Below are 21,024 nucleotides of genomic sequence, written 5' to 3'. Positions count from 1 at the left end.
TAGAAATGCCAAAATATCAAAGTGCGTAAATCTTTTATATAATCAGAATAGATATAATATAAGCAAGGAACAAGAGTAAGATAATTAACCTGGAGGGTAAAATATTGCCGTGAACGAAAAGCGGACATCGGTATCGTTTCACTTTGTGCTCCCCATGCCGCTGCTGATGCTCAAAGGCATCGGCTGGGAAATGATTGCTGACCACGGTTATGTTTGGGATGGAAGAAACCGGTCCGGGGATCACTGCATTTTGCAATATACGCTTTCCGGCCGCGGAGAAATTGAAATCGAAGGAAAAACGCACCGCTTGGAGCGGGGGGATGCGTTTCTGGTGGATGTGCCGGGCAACCACGTTTACCGCCTTCCGGCGGATTCGGAAGCCTGGGAGGTTCTTTATATCGAGCTGTCGCATGATGCGCTTGCCTACCTGAGAGAGTTGGCCGCAGCGGGGACGGGCGGGACTGTGTTCAAAATCGAACCGGATTCGGCATTGGTCGAATTGCTGTGGGCAACCTACCGGGAAGCTGTGCATGACAGCTACCGGGATATTTACCAATGCTCCCGGGCGGCTTATTCGCTCGTGATGCTGCTTGCCAGTCATTTGGAGCGCAAGCGGGGGAGCGCCAGCCTGCCGCCGGCTGTAGAGAAGTGCAAGCAATTTCTTGACGAGCATTACAGCGAGCCGATCGGTCTGGACGATATGGCGGCGGCCTCGAGCCGCTCCAAGTTCCATCTATCCCGCGAGTTTGAGCGGGTGATGGGCGCTACCCCCGGACGTTATTTGACGAAGGTCCGGCTGGAGCGGGCGTCCGTGCTGCTGCTGTCTCCGGAGGAATGGAATCTGGAGGAAATCGCGGGGATGACCGGATTTGCGAATGCCAACTATTTCGGGAAAGTATTCCGGAAGTTTACCGGCATGTCGCCCGGGGAATTCCGCAAACGCAGCGATAGGTATGAAATCAGAAGGATGCTGTTCCAAAGCTAGAATCCAAAATCCCCTTGCCGCCGAAGCGCTGCAAGGGGATTTTTAATTAGATGAAGCCTAAAATTTCAGCAGCGACGGATCAAACTCCGGAATCAGTCCTTCGGCGCTGGCCCGTCCCAGGAGGGATTGGATGGCTTTATAGCCGTCAGCGCCCAAATCGCGCGTAAATTCGTTGACATACAGATCGATGTGCTGCCGGGCTACCTTGGGATCCATCTCCTGGGCGTGCTCCAGAACATAGGCCCTGGAAGCTTCGGGATGCGACCAGGCATATTCGACCGATGCCCGCGTCCAGCCGGCGATTGCCTCCAGATCGAGCGAGCGGCGGGCAATAATGGCGCCAAGCGGGATCGGCGTACCGGTATCCCCCTCCCACCAGTTGCCCAGATCCTGAAGCAGCGCGAGGCCATAGGACGGATAAGTGAAGCGGGCCTCGTGGATGACGAGACCGGCATCGATCTTGCCGTCGCGCACGGCGGGCATAATTTCATCGAACGGCATGACGACGATTTCGCCTACGCCTCCGGGAACGTTCTGGGCGGCCCAGAGCCGGAAAAGCAGGTAGGCCGTTGAGCGTTCGCTCGGAACGGCCACACGGCGGCCGGAGAGCAGGGCGGGGTCGGGCTCTTTGGCGCTGCCGCCGCGCGTCAGTACCAGCGGGCCGCAGCCCCGCCCGAGCGCACCGCCGCAGGGCAGCAGGGCATATTCGGACAGCACCCAGGGCAGAGCCGCATACGAGATTTTGAGCACTTCCGGTCCCGTGCCGCTTGCGGCCAGATGGTTCGTAATATCAATATCGGCATAAGTGACATTCAGCTTCGGAGCGCCGGGAACGAGTCCGTGAGCCCAGGCGTGAAATACAAATGTGTCGTTGGGACACGGGGAAAAAGCAATATTCATCATTTATAAGACCTCCACCAAAGCCGAGCTCGCGGCTTCCAAAACTTTCAAAGCATCGCCGATGCGCCATGCGGACTTGTCCCTAGGACCGACCGCATTGGATATGGCCCGAAGCTCCAGCGCCGGCAGCCCGAACGCCCTGGCTGCCGCGGCTGCGCCGAAGCCCTCCATGCCTTCGGACGCCGCAAAGGGAATCCGCCCGGCCAGCGTGGAAGCCGTCCGGGCCGTCCCCGTCACGGTCGCCAGCGTCAGCGCCGGTCCCAGCCGAACCGGCAGCCCCGCTGCGGTGAGCGCTCCGGCGACCTGCCCGGCGAGTTCGCGGTCCACTTCGACGACCGCGCTGCCAAAGCCGAGCTCGTCCAGGCTGCTGAAGCCCTCCGGCGTCTCGGCGCCAAGGTCCGCGGCGACAATCGCGCTGGACACGACGAGCGAGCCGATCTCCGCCCGGCCCGGGTACCCGCCGCCGATTCCGGCGCTGATGACGAGCCCGTACCGGTCCCTTCCGGCCGCAAGCAGCTTCGTTGCGGCGATCGCCGCGGCCACCGGGCCTACCCCGGCGAGCTCGACGTCAAAGCGTTCGCTTCCGCCGAGCCCCCGCAGCACGGCCTCCAGCTCCGCCTCAACGGCGGTCATAATCAGCACCCGCCGCTTGTTTGGCCCCTTCATATCCGGCATCGTGACAAAACTCCTTATCCTGTATTCATCATAAAACATAAGCAGATTGATTATAGTCCTCTTCACCGTCCGGAACAACCATGACGAAAGGGGGGACGGTTGCCAAACTCTGCCGGGAAGCCCGGATTCCCTATCAAAATCGCCTATTCTATTTTTGTTTTGTCATAAAATTTGATATAAAAAGTATAAATAGAATAAGAGAGGGGAGGGAACAATCTCGGATGAACGGAAAATGGACCATCATCACCATCCTGATCTCCTGTCTTGTTCTGGACGTATTTGCGGGATCGGCTTCGGCCGCCGGGGAACCCCGGACTGCGCTGTTTGGCGTTAACGATGAGCTGACGGATACCCGGCTTGTGCCAAGGGAAGGGATCTACTATGTTCCTGTCCGGGAAGCGGCCGAAGCGATGAATCTGACGCTGGCGGGGACATCGGAGCAGCTGATCCTCACGAATGAAAGTGGAGCCGCCCTCGATCTGCGGCCTGCGGAGAACAAGGCGGCGATGCCGGACGGGACGGAAGTGAAAGCGGCGATGTTTGTGGACAAGGGAAGGACCATGATTCCGGTCGGCATTACGGCGCAGGCTTTTGGCTACCGGACCTTCTACAGAGGAAACGCTCTTTTGCTTCGAATCGTGAACGCTTCCGGGGTCATGGATGAAGCCGCATTTCTGGACAAATACCGGGAACGGATCGAGAACCATCTGAAGGAGACGGCAAAACCGGATGACAACCGCAAGGAAGCTGGCGGCAGCAAAAGCGGCAAGCCGCTGTATCTGACCTTTGACGACGGACCCAGCGCCCATACCGGCCAGTTGCTGGACGTTCTGGACAAATACGGGGCGCAGGCGACCTTCTTCATGCTCGGCAATCATATTAGCGATTATTCGGATTCGGTCAAACGGATGATCCAGAGAGGGGATGCGGTCGGCCTGCATGGCATGAGCCATCAGAAAGACAAGTTTTACAAATCCCCGGCTGCCGCGGCCGGGGAGATGGATGACGACAATGAGCGCCTGTACCAGGTTGCGGGCGTCAAATCACTGCTGATTCGGCCGCCCTACGGCAGTAAGCCGTATTTTGTGCAGTCGTTTCGGGACAAGGTGCTGGGCGAAGGCTATCATCTTTGGGACTGGAACGTAGATTCGCAGGATTGGAAGTTCAGAGAAGACACCCAGTCCACTTATGACAATGTCATGAAGCAGGTGAAAGCCGTAAGCCAAAAAGGCAAGGCGCCGATTATTCTGATGCACGACCTGCCGACGACGATTCAGGTGCTTCCGGCTATTTTGGACGCCCTCAAAAAGCAGGGCTACGATTTTGAAATGATTACCCCGGATATGAAGCCGGTGAATTTCTGGCACGATACCCGCTGATAAACCGCATTTGGCGGTCCTGCCTACCGCGCCCCATTTGCAAAAGCGAAAAGCCGGTCCCGGCCACCATTTCCTGTGTTCCGGACCGGCTTTTCGTATGAAATTGCCGATTCCCCGCGTTTGTGTATATCCGGCCTTAACGATAATATGAATAGACAGGCAAGTTTTAGAGCAGCCGCTTTAATCTACATATTTTTCTTTGTGAAAGCAGGTGAAGTCTTTTGTCGAGAATGAATGAGCAGGGCCGGGTGTCCCTTGATGACATAGACCGCAAGATCATTCAGGCGCTGCATTCGAATGGCAGAATCTCATATACCGATCTGGGCAAAGAAATCGGCTTGTCCCGGGTGGCGGTTCAGACCCGGATCAACGCGCTGATGGACGACGGCGTGATCGAGCGCTTTACGGCCGTAATCAATCCGGAGAAAATCGGCATTTCCGTCTCTGCCTTTTTCAATGTGGAGGTCGAGCCCAAATATTTGCAGCAGGTGGCCCAGGCGCTGGCGGAGGAGCCGGTGGTGACGAGTCTGTATCATATGACCGGCCCTTCGAAGCTGCATATGCATGCGCTTTTTGAAGACAACAAGGAGATGGAGCTGTTCATGAAGGAAAAGCTCTACGTGCTTCCGGGCATTACGAGTGTGGATTCCCAGGTGCTGATCACGAGATACAAGAGCCGGATGGGCATGAGACTGTAAGGGCGTGCCCAAGCGATGCGCGAAGGGGGACAAACTTTGGAAGCGAAGCTGAATGAAGTGCCAGACCACCTGGATTACGGGCTTCAAATCGTGTTCGTCGGCTTTAATCCGAGCCTTCGATCCTCGGAAGAAGGCCATCACTATGCGAACCCGCGAAACCGTTTCTGGCGGATTTTGCATCAGTCCGGACTTACCCCCAGGCTGTACGATCCGTCGGAAGACGGGGATCTGCTTGAGCTGGGCTATGGCTTTACTAATATCGTGGCCAGACCGACAAGAGGCGTGGAGGATATTACGCGTGAAGAATACCGCGAAGGCAGAGAGCTGCTGAAGGCGAAGCTGGCGAAATATCGCCCATATGTGGTATGCTTTGTCGGCAAAGGCGTTTACACGGAATACACTCGCCGCTCCCGGGCGGATTGGGGCTTTCAACAGGACCCCTACCTGGATGGGATGCATGAGTTTGTGGCCCCGTCTTCCAGCGGACTCGTCCGGATGCCGCTCAGCGAAATTATCGATATTTACCGCCTGCTTCGAAAAGCCGCCCTCGGGTAATGGCGGTCCCGCATTTTCATAGTCTGAAGAGGAACCGTTTTCCGAAAAGACGAAACGATTTCTCTATTTTTTTTTGCGCCCTGAAAAATAGACATAAACCCAGCAATTGAGCGGGTTTTGGCTGGACAAGCGCTCGGAAGCGGGCTTTTTAAAGGATTGACATCACTATATATAGAGGTTAAATTTAATATCATCATCTATATATAGGGTTTGAAACAGCGAGAGCTCGTTTAAAGACAATATAGAACCAATTTCGCGCCGGGATGCGAAAAAGTAAGTGAAGGGATGATCCAGGATGCTTATCGCCTATGATTCGAAGACAGGAAATGTAAAAAGATTTATAGGAAAGCTCAAGATGCCAGCCGTGCAAATCGACGACTCGATGACGCTTGACGAGCCGTTTGTGCTGGTTACATACACAACTGGCTTTGGACAGGTGCCTGAGCGGGTCGCATCGTTCCTGAAGCGCAATTATAAACAGCTCGTTGGCGTGGCCGCGAGCGGAAACCGCAACTGGGGCGACAAGTTTGCCAGAAGTGCGGACATCATCTCGGAGGAATACCATGTTCCGGTGGTCGGCAAATTCGAATTGTCGGGAACTTTCGGGGACGCAGAACGATTTAAACAGGAGGTGAGCCGCGTTGCGTCATATTGAACTCAACAACATGCTCATGAAGACGGGCGAGGACGGGTTTTATCAGTTGGAAAAGGATCGCGAAGCGGTTCGCGAATTTTTGGCGGAGGTTCAGAACAAAAGCATCACGTTTGAGAATACGGCTGCCAAAGTCAAATATATGATCGAAAATGATTTCTACGAGAATGTCTATGAAAAATATACACCGGAAGAAGTAGACCGCGTCTATGACATCACGCACAGCTACAAATTCGAGTTTCCGTCTTATATGGCGGCATCGAAGTTCTATACGGACTACGCGGTCAAGAGCAACGACCGCTCGCTCTATCTGGAGCACTACCCGGACCGGGTCGCTGTTGTAGCGCTGCATCTGGGACGCGGGAATGCGGCAACCGCTAATACGCTGGCCCGCTCCATGATGGAGCAGCGCCTGCAGCCGGCTACGCCGACCTTCCTCAACGCCGGCAAGAGCCGCCGCGGGGAAATGGTGTCCTGCTTCCTGCTGGAGATGGACGATTCCCTCAATTCCATCAACTATGTGCTGAATACGTGCATGCAGCTGTCCAAGATCGGCGGCGGCGTAGCCGTCAATCTGTCCAAGCTGCGCGGACGCGGCGAGCCGATCAAAGGCGTCGAAGGCGCCGCAAAAGGGATTATGCCGGTGCTGAAGCTGATGGAGGACGCCTTCTCCTACGCAGACCAAATGGGTCAGCGGAAGGGATCGGGCGCAGGCTACTATAATATTTTTGGCTGGGACGTTATTGAGTTTCTGGACAGCAAGAAGATCAATGCCGATGAAAGAACCCGCCTGAAGACGCTCTCGATCGGATTGATCGTTCCAAACCGTTTCTACCAGCTGGCCAAGGACAACGAGCCGCTGCACGTGTTCGGTCCTTACAGTGTATACAAGGCTTACGGTGTCCATATGGACGATATGGACATGGACGAGATGTACGACAAGCTGCTGGCCGACGACCGGGTGAAGAAGAAGGCCGTGATGAACGCGCGGGACATGCTGACCAAAATCGCCATGGTGCAGCTTGAATCCGGCTATCCTTATATCATGAACAAGAGCAACGCCAACAGTGGCCACGCCCTTAAAGGTGTAGGGCAGATCAAGATGTCCAACCTGTGTACGGAAATCTTCCAGCTTCAGGAGACTTCGGAAATCGCCGACTACGGCCAGCAGGATCAAATCCGCCGGGATATCAGCTGCAATCTGGCTTCTCTGAACATCGTCAATGTCATGGAAAACAAAAAAATCCGCGAGTCCGTTCACGAAGGCATGGTTGCGCTGACGGCGGTCAGCGACATGACGAACGTGGCCAACGCGCCAGGGGTTGCCAAGGCGAACCGGGAGATGCATTCCGTCGGCCTTGGGGTCATGAACCTGCACGGTTATTTTGCCAAGAACAAAATTGCCTATGAAAGCGAGGATGCGAAGGAGTTCGCGCGCTCCTTCTTTATGGCCATGAACTATCATTCTATCGAGAAGAGCATGGAAATCGCCATGGAAACCGGAGAAACCTTTGCGGGCTTTGAACAGTCGGAATACGCAAACGGCAACTATTTTGACCGTTATCTGAATACGGATTACCGTCCAACAAGCGAACGCGTCAAAGCGCTGTTTGAAGGCATGACGCTTCCTTCGCCGCAAGACTGGGCGCAGCTTAAGGATGCGGTTATGAAGAACGGACTGTACCATGCTTACCGCATGGCGATTGCGCCGACGGCGAGCATCTCTTATATCCAGAATGCCACATCAAGCGTAATGCCGATTGTGGAACAGATTGAGACGCGGACTTATGCCAATTCCACGACTTATTATCCGATGCCTTATCTGCAGCGTGATAATGTGTTCTACTACAAATCTGCCTATAATATGGATCAAATCAAGGTGCTGGATCTGATCGCCGAAATTCAAAACCATGTCGATCAGGGGATCTCGACCGTTCTGCACGTGAACAGCAACGTCACGACTCGCCAGCTTGCCCGATACTACATTTACGCGGCGAAAAAAGGACTGAAGTCGCTGTATTATACGCGGACGAAGAAGCTTTCCGTGGAGGAATGCATTACCTGCTCGATCTGATCCGGGCTTGCCGGACTTTGGCTTTACGCTTCACGAGGAAGGGAGAACAACAAAATGAGTGCTATTAAAGCGGTGAACTGGAACCGTCCGGACGACGACTTTACGATGATGTTCTGGAATCAGAATATTATGCAGTTCTGGACGGACGATGAAATTCCGCTCTCTGATGATAAAATGTCCTGGCTGACCCTGAATGATGACCAGAAGGACGCCTATATGAAGGTGCTCGGAGGCTTGACGCTGCTCGATACGATTCAGGGCGGCGTCGGCATGCCTCAAATCATGGAGCATGTGGACGGGCTGCAGCGCAAGGCTGTGCTGGCCTTCATGGGCATGATGGAACAGATCCACGCCAAGTCGTACAGCAGCATCTTCACGACGCTGGCTTCGAACGAGGAAATTGATGCCGTGTTCCGCTGGGTGGAAGAGAACACGTATTTACAGACCAAGGCGGAGACGATCCGCCAGTACTACAATAACATCCATTCGCCCAAGCAGCTGTTCCTGGCGATGGCGGCCTCCGTTCTGCTGGAGAGCTACCTGTTCTACAGCGGCTTCTTTTATCCGCTGTACCTGGCCGGACAAGGCAAGATGACCTGCAGCGGTGAAATCATCGACCTTATTTTGCGCGATGAAAGCATTCACGGTGTCTATGTCGGCGTGCTCGCCCAGGAAATCTATGCCGATCTCGATGAAGCGGACCAGCGCGATGTGTATGAGACGCTGGAAGGATTGCTGCGTTATCTGCACACCAATGAAGAACGGTACACGGAGCAGATCTATGCGCCGATCGGACTGGTGGATGAGGTGAAGGTATTCCTTCGCTACAACGCGAACAAAGCGATGATGAACCTCGGCTTTGACCCGTTGTTTCCGGAAGAGGAAGTCAATCCGATCGTGTTCAACGGCATCAGCACCCATACGAAGCAGCACGACTTCTTCTCCAAGAAGGGCAACGGCTATGTGCGCGCGCTGAATGTGGAGCCGCTGACGGACGACGATTTCAATTTTTAACAGCATTTGCTTGTACGCCGGGAGTCCCTGATCTTTAGGGGCTCCCGTTTTTTGTGCCCGGGAAGGAAGCATGAAGCAGCGGCTAGACCAGATTCGCTCGATTTGTCAGATTGCATGACATAGGCGGTTCAGCAGGGAGATTTTTCAGGCTTTTGCCGCGGTGAATCGCTGTATTGACAGCCCCGATAACATGTACTACCTTTGACAATGGATAAAATTTCTATTGGAACAGATTGGTTGAGGCAGCTTGATGTAATGATATATAACGGCTACATCACAGGCTGGGCGAGAAACCGATCCTTTATTGGAGGAGCAGGAGAGATGGAATTATTCAAAGCCTTGCAGCAGTACGACTATGAACAACTGGTATTTTGCCAGGATCAGGCCTCGGGACTCAAAGCGATTATTGCCATTCACGATACAACGCTGGGTCCGGCTTTGGGGGGTACGCGCATGTGGACCTATGCGTCAGAGGCAGCGGCGATCGAGGACGCCCTTCGTCTGGCAAAAGGCATGACTTACAAAAACGCGGTTTCCGGACTCAATCTCGGCGGCGGCAAAACGGTCATTATCGGCGATCCCAAGAAGGACAAGAACGAAGCGATGTTCCGGGCGTTCGGCCGCTATATCCAGGGCTTGAACGGACGTTATATAACGGCTGAAGATGTGGGCACAACCGTTGCGGATATGGATATTATTCATCAGGAAACCGATTTTGTGACCGGAACTTCCGCATCCTCAGGAGCTTCGGGCAACCCTTCTCCGGCTACGGCTTACGGGGTTTACCGGGGCATGAAGGCGGCGGCCAAAGAGGCTTTCGGCAGCGATTCCCTGGAGGGCCGTACAGTTGCGGTTCAGGGCGTCGGCAACGTGGCTATCCATCTGTGCAAATATTTACACGAAGAAGGCGCAAAGCTGATCGTGACGGATATCAACAAAGAAGCCGTTTTCGCGGCAGTGGAGAAATTCGGGGCAACCGCCGTCGATCCTTCGGATATTGTGGGCGTCTATTGCGATATTTACGCGCCGTGCGCGCTTGGGGCCACCATCGACGACGAGAGCATTCCGCGACTCAAGGCGAAGGTGATCGCGGGATCGGCAAACAACCAGCTGAAGGAAGCGCGTCACGGCGACATGCTGCATGAACTGGGCATCGTTTATGCGCCGGATTATGTCATCAACGGGGGCGGCGTGATCAACGTAGCCGACGAACTGAACGGCTATAATGCGGAACGTGCGATGAGCAAGGTTGGAGAGATCTACAACAGCATTTCGCGCATTTTTGAAATTTCGCACGAAGAAGGCATTCCGTCTTATGTCGCAGCAGACCGCCTGGCAGAGAAGCGCATCGAGCAGCTCAAAAATTCGCGCAGCACGTTCCTGCGCAATCCGCATCATTCTCTCAGCGGTCGCGAGTGCCGCTAAAGGCGTATAATGCAGGCCCGTACACGGACCTGCCGGAGCCTGGCTTACACCTCAAACTGGGCAAAGTCCAGGTGGTGAGCTGCGCTGCGGATGCACAAAAACCTTTGGAACCGCAGGATTCCAGAGGTTTTTTGTATATCTATCCGGGTTCTGTATAATTTGGAAGTGGAAGATTAAGGCGGGTACGATAGCCTCAATAGATAGGAGGATGAGACATGCGCCGAATCGTAAAGCTGGCGGGCTTACAGGTTCCTGCCATCGGCCAGGGGACCTGGTTCATGGGAGAGAAGGATTCTCTCAGAAGGCAAGAGGTACGCGCGCTGCAGACCGGGATCGATCTTGGGATGACCCTGATCGACACGGCCGAAATGTATGCCGAAGGCGGTGCGGAGAAAATCGTGGGCGAAGCCGTGGCCGGGCGCCGGGAGAAGGTATATCTGGTATCCAAGGTATACCCGCACAATGCCGGCGGCCGCAAAATGCTTCAGGCTTGCGAGCGCAGCCTGAAACGGCTCGGCACCGACTATATCGACCTGTACCTGCTGCACTGGAGAGGCAGCATACCGCTGGAGGATACAGTAGAGGCAATGGAACGGCTGAAGCAGGACGGGAAGATTCGGGCTTTCGGCGTATCCAATCTGGATACGGCGGATATGGAGGAGCTGTGGGAAATACCGGGCGGCGGCGGCTGCGTGACCAATCAGGTGCTCTATCATGCCGCATCGCGCGGGATAGAGGTCGATCTGCTCCCTTGGGCCCGGAGGCATGGGCTGCCGACGATGGCCTATTGTCCGCTTGCCCAGGGCGGACGGCTGCGGCGGGAGCTGCTGGAGCATCCGGTCATGCTCGAGCTCGCGGACAGCCGCGGAGTGACGACGGCGCAAATCGCCCTGGCCTGGGTCATCCGGAGCCGGGACGTCATCGCCATCCCGAAAGCGGTACAGGATCGCCACATCAAGGAGAATGCGGCCGCCGCGGAGATCCTGCTCACACAAGAGGAGCTGGACAGGATAGACCACGCCTTTCCGGCCCCGGCGAACAAGGTTTCCCTGGATATCGTCTAGGAAGGGCGGTATCCGTCCGGTTGATTTTTCATAGGGACAGATATAGAATGAGAAACAAATATGCATGGGAGCCTGCGGAAGCAAGCTGAGAGTACGACTGATCCGTCGTAGACCGTTCGAACCTGTTGGGTAATGCCAGCGTAGGGAGATTGTGCTCGGGAGTTATCATGAGACACTCTGCTTAGGCAAAGTGTCTTTTTTTCGTGAATGTGCCGGAATCGTCGCATATGTTCGGCCGTGCCCCGTTTTTTCAAAAATGTTGTTCTCCTGCCTGCCGGGTCGTTCTTTCGTGCTTTCTTCATACGGATCAAGGCTCCCTGAAAGGTTGGGTTCCAATGTCCATGGATATGAATGATCTGCTGCACAAAGTCGCGCCGATAATTGACCGGATTCGTTTATCGGGGCCATTGATTCACAACATCACCAACGAAGTCGTGACCAATTTCACGGCCAACGGTCTGCTTGCGCTTGGCGCTTCGCCTGTCATGGCTTCCGCTCTGGAAGAAGTCGCCGATATGGCCAGAGTTTCGGGAGCGCTTGTCCTCAATATGGGGACGCTCAACGGCAGCACGGTGGAGGCGATGATTGCGGCGGCCGCATCGGCCAACGAGGCGGGAGTTCCCGTCATGTTTGATCCGGTGGCGGCCGGGGCGACGCCTTTTCGGGCGGAAACGGCCCAGCGGATATTGAATGCCGTCAAAATTGACTTTATACGGGGCAATGCCGCCGAAGTCGCTAATCTGATCGGCGAAGAATGGGAGATCAAAGGAGTCGACGCCGGTGCCGTTCCGGAAGGCAAAGATCCGGCTGTGCTGGCAGCCCGTGCCGCATCGAGATGGAACACCGTTGTGGCGGTAAGCGGGCCGGAGGATTTTATTTCGGACGGGCGTACCACTTACGCCATCCGGGGTGGCCATCCGATTATGACCAAGGTGACGGGGACGGGCTGCCTGCTGACTTCCGTCATCGGAGCTTATTGCGCCGTAGAGCGGGATTATTTGCTGGCAGGGGTGTCAGCGCTGGCCGGATACGGCATCGCAGCGAAGCGGGCAGCGGGGCTGACGGAGCAGAACGGCCCTGGCAGCTTCCAGATCGAATTCTTGAACCAGCTGTACAAGTTGACAGCGGACTCGGTTATGCAGGAGGCCGATATTCGCATCATCGGGAGGGAAAACGGATGAACCGAGTCAACCGGGCACTGACGATTGCCGGCTCGGACAGCGGCGGAGGAGCGGGCATACAAGCCGACCTGAAAACCTTTCAGGAGCTTGGCGTTTTTGGGATGTCGGCTTTGACCGCCGTGACGGTCCAGAATACGCTTGGGGTGCAGGGCGTTCACCCGATGACGCCGGATGCGGTAGCGGCGCAGATTGAAGCCGTTGGCAGCGATCTTGGTGTGAACGCGTTGAAGACGGGCATGCTGTTCAGCGCCGATATTATCCGGGCTGTCGCGGCGAAAATATCCGAATTCGGCTGGAGCAAGCTGGTAGTGGATCCGGTGATGATCGCCAAAGGGGGTGCTGAGCTGCTGCAGGAAGAAGCCGTTCAGGCGATGTGCAGCCATCTGCTGCCGCTGGCGCTCGTCGTCACGCCGAACATTCCGGAGGCGGAGAAGCTGACAGGGCGGCCCATCCGCAGCCTTGCGGACAAGAAGGAGGCCGCCAGGAAGCTGTCCGAGCTGGGGGCCAAAAATGTAGTGATCAAGGGCGGCCATGATGCCTCGTCCGAAACGGAGTCGGTCGATCTGCTGTTTGACGGCAACGCCTTTACTGAATTTACGGGCCCAAGAATTCATACGAAGCATACGCACGGCACGGGCTGTACGTTCTCTGCGGCCATCGCGGCCGGTTTGGCCTCCGGTTTGGAGACGGGCGAAGCTGTGGGACGCGCGAGAGCTTTCATTCAGGCTGCCATTGAGGACGGACTGAACATAGGACAAGGGCATGGTCCGACGAACCATTGGGCTTACAGAAGACGTATGGAAATGAAGCGTTCCTCTTGTTCGGAATAACAGTTACGGTTATACCCTTGAAATAAGGACATGTTTTAAAAGAGGAAATAACTGGGTTATAATCTTGGGAGAGTAAATACAAAAGGGGAGGAACCGTAGTCATGATCATTATTCATGCCTTTTTGAGCATCAAGCCGTCCATGCGAGACGAGTTTCTGGAGCAAGCGGACGTGCTTGTCCAAAAATCCCGCGCAGAAGCGGGCAACATCTCTTATGCCCTGTTTGAAGCGGCTGAAGAGGAGAACGCCTTTGTTGTACTGGAAAAATGGAAGGACCAGGATGCCGTGAACGAGCACAACGGCACCGCCCATTTTGTCGGATTCTTTCAGAAGGCTGATGCCTATTTGGCCAAGCCGCCGAAGGTCGAGCTTTACGAATCTTCCGAAGCCTGATTGACGGAAGATCACCTTAAAATGCTGTCGCTTTAACAAAAGGCAGGCAAAGAGCGTGGTGCTTCATGCTCTTGCCTGCCTTTTGCCTTCTTAAGGCTGGGGAGTGGCGTAACCTTTGGGACGCAGGCCGCGCTTTAACTGCTTGATGCTGTAGCCGAAGTCCATCTGCAGATGCGGATAGTCGGGAAAGTCGGTCCAGTCCCCGCCCCAGGTAAAGCCCAGCTTTTTGGCGATCCCGACTACCTCAAGCCAATCGGACCGGCCGTTTTGGTTGCCGTCATAGTCCAGATCCCAAATGATATTGCCGTCCGGCTTCTTCAAGGCGAAATCGATCGCGAGGCCATAGTTGTGATAGGATTGGCCGCCCTTGGCGTAAGTCACAACAGCTCCGGCTTCACTACGTCCCTGATTATAAAGGGCATCCTGTTCTTCCGAACTGCGGAAGCCGTCGGTGATGACGACCCGAATCCCCTGCTGGCCGGTCAAACTGACGAGCTCCTTCTGTTTGGCGGCAACCACCGGGTGAAGTCCCGTTATCGGCGGCGGAGGGTTTATGCGCTCCGGCTGAAAAAGCTGGCCAAACCACCCCGATCGATAGCCGACCACGGCGAGTATAACCAGAAGCAGCACCCAAGGGAGCCGGCTTTTGCGTTTTGTCCGGTTGCTGCGTCCGGACGTTTTTTTGCGGGGTGACTGCTTGTGCCAGGCCGGGTTTCCGGCAGGGGAAGATGAATAGGCTTGATCTCTGAATGAGTCCTGACGAGCGGATGTACGCCGTACTGCTGAATGGGATTTGTTCATCATTTCTCCTCGGGTTCTGGTTGATTTGATCAGGTTTGATCATATTCACAAAAAGCGGGTCTGGTCTTAACCGAGCATCGACATAAATTCCTGCTCTGACAACAGGCGAATCGGGAGTCCGGCTTTGGCCAGCTTTTCCGCCTTTTGAATTTTGCTGCTGCGCTTGGTGCCGTTTAAAAGCTTGACATAGTCGCTTTGTCCGATCACAAGAAAGTGGGTCTGAAGCTCGACGGAGTCTGCGCAGCGCCCTCCGCAGTTGACCACCCGCTGCATCGCCTCGTGACGAGTGAGGGAGTCCATACGGCCGGTAAAAACTATATTTTTCTTATAAAAGGCGTGAGCCTTGTTGAATTCGGAAACGGTAGGCGTGATCGCAGTTTTGGCGGATAAGCGTCTGCTCCCTTTGTTCACTGCTTTTAAAGAGGAGAAGGTTTCACAGGCCCCGCCGGGAAGCAGCGCACCGAGCCGGTATCCGCAGCTTTCAGCCAAGGCCCGGCAATCTTCTGAGGCTTTAGCTTCGAGGCATTTCAGCAGCAGATGCGCTGCCGTCCGGGCATCCTCCAGGGCGTCGTGGTGGCGGAACGCACCTAGACCATGGAAAGCGGCCATATGGTTCAGCTTGTAACTGGGCAGTCCCGGCCATATTTTTCTGGAGAGCAGGTAGGAACAGACATATGTACAGTCCGGGTAATCGAGACCCTGGGCTTCCAGACAGCTCCGCAGCACACTCATATCGAAGGATGCGTTGTGAGCGACCAGCGTTCTCCCTTTCAGAAGGGAAGACAGTTCATTCCAGACTTCGGGAAAGATAGGCGCGCCTTCCACCATTTCAGGGGTAATTCCGTGAACGGCGACGCAGAAAGGATCGAATGCAACCTGGGGATTCACGAGCGTATATTTTTCCAAAGTGATCTTGCCGTCCTGCACTTCAACAATCCCTACTGCGCAAACGCTGGCACGGTTTCTCATATTTGCAACCTCAAAGTCAATCGCTATGTAATTCAAGCGGGTTCACCTGACTTTCTATAGCAGGATAAGCTTCTATCCATGGGTTTCATATCTTATGTATAACGGCCATGGCAGCCACAAAGTTACGGGAATCTATCGTTATTTTACTATATTTAGCGTTCGGCAGTATAGAAGCTAGCAATCGGGAATGAAGTATGAACAATCTCAGTCTTCTTGTGCTATAGAAACCCGAAAATAACTCTTGACAGGTGATTTGAAAGTGCTTACATTATGGAGTAATCGATTGCGTAAACGATTAAATGCACCCGGCTGCTGGTCGTGCTGGACGGAAAGAATGGTCAAGGAGCGTGTTGACAGCCTGCCTAAATGAATGACATTCAGGGAGAGAACGATAGGCCTGGGCGATTAAATAAAGAACACGAGGAAGGGGGGGGCTAAAGGACGTCGCCGATTGCTATGACGACGTAATCGATTACGCAAAAAGGCATGCATTTGTAAACGTGCAGCGGTCATTCCATCTGTCTTTTTCATGTTAGGGTCATTTGAAAGTATGATTCTGAAAACGTATGTTGGAGGCGATGTGATGAAGCGGAAAAAAAGCCGGTTTGTTCGGCTGACGGTTATTTTCACCGTGCTTGCCGCTTGCCTGTTCGATTTTGGAGGAGCGGGCTTGCCTGTGAGCAGCGGGTTTGCGTCGGAGGCTTTGCCGGAGGAGATCGTCAATCCGGATTTCGAAACCGGGGATTTGACCGGCTGGACCGTTCAAGGCGAGGCCTTCGGTGCCGCCGATGTAACGGATCAGGCCACCTACTGGGACGTGAACAAGCCTTTTAATCATCACGGCCAGTATCATCTATGGGGATTCAAGGATGGCGAGGATGGGCAAACCGGAATTTTGGAATCCAGCCATTTCCGGTTGGCCGGAAATCCGGATGTAGAAGGCAGCGGCCGGGTCAGCTTTTTGATCGGAGGCGGAAAAAACCAGGCTACGCCGTATGTGGCTCTGGTCCGGGCGTCGGACGGGAAGGAATTGTTTAAGGCCACTGGGCCTGATGACGAAGCCTATACAAGAGTGATATGGGAAGCATCGGAATATATCGGCCAGGAACTGTTTTTCAGAGTTGTCGATCAGGAGGCGGGGGGGTTCGGCCATCTGAATGTCGATGACTTCAGGACAAAGCTGCTCCCGACAACGATTGAGAATCCCGGCTTTGAATCCGGCAATTTGACGGGCTGGACGATCGCTCAAGGGGATGCGTTTAACGGGGCAGTCACGGATGCGTCCACCTATTGGGGAGGAGCGAGGCGCTTTGAACAGCAGGGGACGTACCATCTTTGGGGCTTTGCCGGAGCCTCCGAACAGGAAGCCGATGCAAGGACCGGCGTACTGGAGTCAAGCCGGTTTGAGGTGGCCGGCACCGGCGTGGTCAGCTTCTTGATCGGTGGAGGACAGGATGGCGACAATTTGTATGCCGCTTTAGTCAGAGCGTCGGACGGCCAGGAGTTGTTTAAAGCGACAGGGACCCAATCCGAAACGTACAGCCGGGTTGAGTGGGATGCCAAGGAATACTTGGGCGAAGAGGTTTATGTTAGGCTGGTCGACCGCAGCACGGGAGAGTTCGGCCATCTCAACTTCGATGATTTCCGGACCAATGTGGTGCCTGCTGCGGAAAGCGGTCGATATACCATCCCTAACCCGGATTTCGAAACTGGTGATCTGAGGGGATGGACCGCCGAAGGCGATGCCTTTACGGGTACGGTGACCAACCGATCAAGCTATTGGGACGAGAATTTGCCTTTTAACCAACAGGGGACTTATCATGTATGGGGTTATTCGGGCGCCCCGGAGGGCATGAATCCGGACTCGCGGACGGGATCGCTCACGTCCGGCACCTTCGTTCTGGGCGGCTCGGGTACGATCGATTTTCTGATCGGCGGGGCCAAGGATCCGGACAATCTGTATGTGGCTTTGATCCGGGCGGCAGACGGAGCGGTGCTGATGAAGGAAACAGGGCCGCAGCTGCCGGAATTCGAATCGTATCGGAAAGTCAGCTGGAACGCATCCAAATATTTGGGAGAAGAGGTCTATTTGAAAATAACCGATCAGTCAACGACAGGGCATATCAATGTGGACGGTTTCAATGTCTATGTGCCGGGCGTTATCGGAGGCTGGTCCTTTGACGAGGGATCCGGCCAAACCGCTGAGGATTCCGTGACGGCCCGGAAAGATCCGATTGACTATGTTTTTAACCAGGCCAGATACAAGCCGTCGAACGATCCGCAGCGCAGGAAAGGAATCAAAGGGAATGCCCTCTTGTTCGACGGGTATTCCACTTGGGTGACCCGAAAGGGAGCAGACATCGAGAAGCCGCAGGATGCCCTCACGATCGAAGCGTGGGTTGCCCCCAGATCCTACGAGTGGGGAGATGAGCATAGGCTGTCCGCTATCGTGAATCAGCATGACCGGGAGAACCGGCAGGGCTATATACTTGGCATGTACCGGCACGGGTCTTGGTCGATGCAGCTGGGATTGAACCAGGAATGGGTGGAAGCATGGTCGAACGATCATCCGCTTGCGAAGAACAAATGGAACTACGTGGTCGCCACTTATGACCGGGAACTATCGAAGATCAAGCTTTACTTGAACGGAGTCGAGGTCGCTTCGCAGGATACGCCCAGAGGCGCACCTATTACGCCTTCGGACCGCGAGCTGGTCATTGGCCAGAACAACCAGGGCGTTTTGTTGGCCGGCACGTTCACGCTCAACATGTTTAACGGGGTCATCGATGAAGTCAGAATACACGACCGGGCCATGACGGCCGAAGAGATTAAGGCTTCCTTCGAGCAATATTTGGCCCCATACGGCGGCCAGATCCCGTCCATCCCGCAACAGGATCTGGCGTGGGACCGGAATCTGCTGGCGGCCGACAGATACCGGCCGCAATATCATCTTACTTCCCCGGGCCAGTGGATGAATGAACCGCATGCGCCGATTTATTTCAACGGCCAGTATCACTTGTTCTATCAATTCAATCCCCAGGGGCCCTATTGGCACCAAATCCATTGGGGGCATTGGGTGAGCCCCGACATGGTCCATTGGCGCGATGCGGGCATCGCGCTGGCGCCGGAGAACAACAATCTCGACCCTGACGGCGACTGGTCCGGCAGCGCGACCTATGACGAGTCCGGCATTCCGGCCCTGTTCTTCACCGCCGGGAACGACAGCGCTTCTCCCAACCAAAGAACCGGCCTGGCAAGAAGCACTTATCCGCAGGACGGCGATAACGACCTGACAAATTGGGCGAAGCATCCGGTTCCCGTTACCGTACAGGAGCCAGGAACAGGGGCATGGGGGCAATTTAGGGACCCGTTCGTGTTCAAGGACGGTGACGAATGGGTGCAGCTGGTCTCCTCAGGACTGGAGGGCAAAGGCGGGACCGTTCTCGTGTACGCCTCCCAAAATATGACCGACTGGGAATACAAAGGACCGCTTTATGAAAGCGATTACCTCAAATACCCGTACCTGGGCAAGGTTTGGGAATTGCCTGTCCTGCTTCCGGTCGGAAAGGATAAGGACGGCAAGCAAAAGCATATTTTCCTGATCAGTCCGGTCGGCGAGGGTGCTGATGTGGAGGTCTACTATTGGATCGGTACATGGAATCATGAAGCTTACAGATTTACTCCCGACCAGGAAGAAGCGCAGCTGATCGATGTCGGCGATTTTCACTTTACCGGTCCGAGCGGGATGGTTGATCCCGTTACCGGACGCGCGATCCTGTTCACCATCGCGCAGGGGGAACGCACGCCCCAAGTGGATTATGATTCGGGATGGGCGCACGGCGGCGGCCTTCCGGTCCAACTGTTCCTTAGGGAGGACGGTAAGCTCGGAGTAGAACCGATCGCGGAGCTGCAATCGCTGCGAAATCAGGAGCTGGCCTCCTTTGAGTATCAAAATCTGGAACAGGCCAACGAGCTTCTGAGAAACATAAAGGGCGACATGCTGGAAATGATCATCGAGTTTGAACCGGGCAGCGCCGATCAGTACGGCATCAAAGTCCTTAGGTCTCCCCAGGGGGAAGAAGAGACGCTGATCTACTATGACGCAAAAGCTTCAACGCTTAACGTCAACCGCGATAAGACGACGCTTGACCCGGACGCCCGCACCCGCGGCATCCAGGGCGGCAAGCTGGAGCTTGCCGGCGAGAATCTTAGACTGCACCTGTTCCTGGACCGCTCGATGATTGAGGCTTACGCGAATGGCCTGAAAAGCTTGACCACAAGAGCTTATCCGAGCCGTTACGATGCGCTTGGGCTGCAAATATGGGCCAACGGTACGCTGAACGTGAAATCGATGCAGGTCTGGTCCATGAATTCCGCCTTCGGGGAAACCATTCCCGCCTTCGCCAAACCCGAACGTCCCCCTTATGCCGAACTGGCCAACCATGATTTCGCAACCGGAGACCTTACAGGTTGGACGGTCGTCTCCGGCAACACTTTCAGTGACGGCAACGTGACGGACCGCAATGACTGGGGCTGGGGTGGCCCGTTCAATCCGTCAGGCGTCATTCCCGGCAAATACCACTTATGGGGAATCCGGCCGGGAGATGTGGGGGACGAAGGTACGGGCGAGCTTCATTCGCAGAACTTCATCCTGGGCGGAGACGGTCAGATTGACTTTCTGATCGGCGGCGGCAAGGATCCGGACAAATTATATGTGGCGCTCGTCCGGACGTCGGACGGCAAGGAGCTGATGAAGTCGACCGGAAACAATTACGAAATGTATCAACGGAAGTTCTGGAATGCTTCAGCTTACATCGGAGAAGAGCTGTTTATCAAGATCGTCGATCAAAGTACCGGCGGCTGGGGGCACATTAATATCGACGACGTCAACGTTCCCGTTAAGATCGAAGTCAGCCTCGACGGGCTGATGAACCGGGTTCGGGATTTGGCTGAGGCCGGCGCGCTGGACCGCTCCCTGGAGAAGCAGTTGACCGTCAAGCTGGGGCAGGCCAAGCATCAATTGGAAAAAGGCAACAAGCGGCAGGTCATGAAGCATGTAGACGACTGCCTGAAACTGCTGGAAAAGAGCGATGCTGGCGGTCCGGTAAAATCGTCCATATCGATGTATGCCGGGTGGCTAAGCGCTGAGTGGTCCAAGTAAGGCCCAAAGTAAGAGCAAAAGAATCGCCGAAAAAGAAACTCCCCTAAAGAGCATCCAGCTCAGGGGAGTTTCATCCTGCCGCAGCACGATTGGACTAATGGCGTCATTAGCGTCATTAACTAAGGGGATTTTTTATAACGAAGCCGGATTCCTGCTCTTCTCTATTGGGCATGAACCGGCTTTTGTTGATTTTTCGAAAAGCAAGAAGGGCTGCCTTGTAGTGCTTAAGAGGAGGAGTTTGTGTTTAGACCCATAAAAACAAAGAAGCC

17 protein-coding genes are annotated in these 21,024 nt (G+C 54.9%); 13 read left to right on the top strand and 4 right to left on the bottom strand.

Annotated features, from left to right (window positions below):
• The first annotated feature begins 109 nt into the window (after window positions 1-109).
• A complete protein-coding gene (locus tag K7397_RS15895) occupies window positions 110-985 on the top strand; it encodes an AraC family transcriptional regulator (RefSeq protein WP_223068918.1) in 876 nt (291 codons plus the stop codon).
• Between the two features lie 57 nt (window positions 986-1,042).
• Here the strand turns inward: K7397_RS15895 and K7397_RS15890 are convergent, their stop codons facing one another.
• Entirely contained in the window at window positions 1,043-1,885 is an 843-nt protein-coding gene (locus K7397_RS15890) for a 1,4-dihydroxy-6-naphtoate synthase (protein WP_223068942.1), read from the bottom strand.
• A 3-nt stretch (window positions 1,886-1,888) separates the two neighbouring features.
• A complete protein-coding gene (locus K7397_RS15885) occupies window positions 1,889-2,560 on the bottom strand; it encodes a futalosine hydrolase (RefSeq protein WP_223068941.1) in 672 nt (223 codons plus the stop codon).
• Between the two features lie 221 nt (window positions 2,561-2,781).
• Between K7397_RS15885 and K7397_RS15880 the strand changes: the two genes are divergently transcribed.
• The 11 genes from K7397_RS15880 (at window position 2,782) to K7397_RS15830 (ending at window position 13,824) form a co-directional block, all read left to right on the top strand.
• Complete coding sequence (locus K7397_RS15880) at window positions 2,782-3,939, top strand: polysaccharide deacetylase family protein (RefSeq protein WP_223068917.1); 1,158 nt, start codon at window positions 2,782-2,784, stop codon at window positions 3,937-3,939.
• A 230-nt stretch (window positions 3,940-4,169) separates the two neighbouring features.
• On the top strand, window positions 4,170-4,637 hold the full coding sequence (locus K7397_RS15875) for a chromate efflux transcriptional regulator ChrS (protein ID WP_223068940.1): 468 nt from the start codon (window positions 4,170-4,172) through the stop codon (window positions 4,635-4,637).
• A 15-nt stretch (window positions 4,638-4,652) separates the two neighbouring features.
• Complete coding sequence (locus K7397_RS15870) at window positions 4,653-5,192, top strand: mismatch-specific DNA-glycosylase (RefSeq protein WP_223068916.1); 540 nt, start codon at window positions 4,653-4,655, stop codon at window positions 5,190-5,192.
• Between the two features lie 295 nt (window positions 5,193-5,487).
• A complete protein-coding gene (gene nrdI / locus K7397_RS15865; RefSeq protein WP_223068915.1) occupies window positions 5,488-5,847 on the top strand; it encodes a class Ib ribonucleoside-diphosphate reductase assembly flavoprotein NrdI in 360 nt (119 codons plus the stop codon).
• Window positions 5,834-7,918, top strand: a complete 2,085-nt coding sequence (nrdE, locus tag K7397_RS15860; RefSeq protein WP_223068914.1) for a class 1b ribonucleoside-diphosphate reductase subunit alpha — start codon at window positions 5,834-5,836, stop codon at window positions 7,916-7,918. Before nrdI ends, nrdE begins: the two co-directional genes overlap by 14 nt.
• A 54-nt stretch (window positions 7,919-7,972) precedes the next feature.
• Window positions 7,973-8,932, top strand: a complete 960-nt coding sequence (gene nrdF, locus K7397_RS15855) for a class 1b ribonucleoside-diphosphate reductase subunit beta (RefSeq protein ID WP_223068913.1) — start codon at window positions 7,973-7,975, stop codon at window positions 8,930-8,932.
• A 321-nt stretch (window positions 8,933-9,253) separates the two neighbouring features.
• A complete protein-coding gene (locus tag K7397_RS15850; RefSeq protein WP_223068912.1) occupies window positions 9,254-10,357 on the top strand; it encodes a Leu/Phe/Val dehydrogenase in 1,104 nt (367 codons plus the stop codon).
• 215 nt (window positions 10,358-10,572) lie between these two features.
• Window positions 10,573-11,421 carry an aldo/keto reductase gene (locus tag K7397_RS15845; RefSeq protein WP_223068911.1) on the top strand — a complete coding sequence of 283 codons (849 nt, stop codon included), beginning with the start codon at window positions 10,573-10,575 and terminating at the stop codon, window positions 11,419-11,421.
• A gap of 341 nt (window positions 11,422-11,762) precedes the next feature.
• Window positions 11,763-12,602: a hydroxyethylthiazole kinase gene (gene thiM, locus K7397_RS15840; protein WP_420488806.1), complete on the top strand. Its 840-nt coding sequence runs from the start codon at window positions 11,763-11,765 to the stop codon at window positions 12,600-12,602.
• Entirely contained in the window at window positions 12,599-13,432 is an 834-nt protein-coding gene (gene thiD / locus K7397_RS15835) for a bifunctional hydroxymethylpyrimidine kinase/phosphomethylpyrimidine kinase (protein WP_223068910.1), read from the top strand. Before thiM ends, thiD begins: the two co-directional genes overlap by 4 nt.
• 101 nt (window positions 13,433-13,533) lie before the next feature.
• Complete coding sequence (locus K7397_RS15830) at window positions 13,534-13,824, top strand: putative quinol monooxygenase (RefSeq protein WP_223068909.1); 291 nt, start codon at window positions 13,534-13,536, stop codon at window positions 13,822-13,824.
• Between the two features lie 90 nt (window positions 13,825-13,914).
• On the opposite strand, the gene K7397_RS15825 is transcribed toward K7397_RS15830, so the two are convergent.
• A complete protein-coding gene (locus K7397_RS15825; RefSeq protein ID WP_337926744.1) occupies window positions 13,915-14,628 on the bottom strand; it encodes a M15 family metallopeptidase in 714 nt (237 codons plus the stop codon).
• A 63-nt stretch (window positions 14,629-14,691) separates the two neighbouring features.
• A complete protein-coding gene (locus K7397_RS15820; protein WP_223068908.1) occupies window positions 14,692-15,630 on the bottom strand; it encodes an exonuclease domain-containing protein in 939 nt (312 codons plus the stop codon).
• Between the two features lie 547 nt (window positions 15,631-16,177).
• On the opposite strand from K7397_RS15820, the gene K7397_RS15815 reads away from it, so the two are divergent.
• Window positions 16,178-20,755: a GH32 C-terminal domain-containing protein gene (locus K7397_RS15815; RefSeq protein WP_223068907.1), complete on the top strand. Its 4,578-nt coding sequence runs from the start codon at window positions 16,178-16,180 to the stop codon at window positions 20,753-20,755.
• The last annotated feature ends 269 nt before the right edge of the window (window positions 20,756-21,024 follow it).

The sequence above is a fragment of the Paenibacillus caui genome (assembly GCF_019904135.1).
In the GTDB taxonomy this organism is placed as follows: domain Bacteria; phylum Bacillota; class Bacilli; order Paenibacillales; family Paenibacillaceae; genus Fontibacillus; species Fontibacillus caui.
Note: the sequence above shows the minus strand (reverse complement) of the source record. Positions and strands in the feature narration are given on the sequence as shown.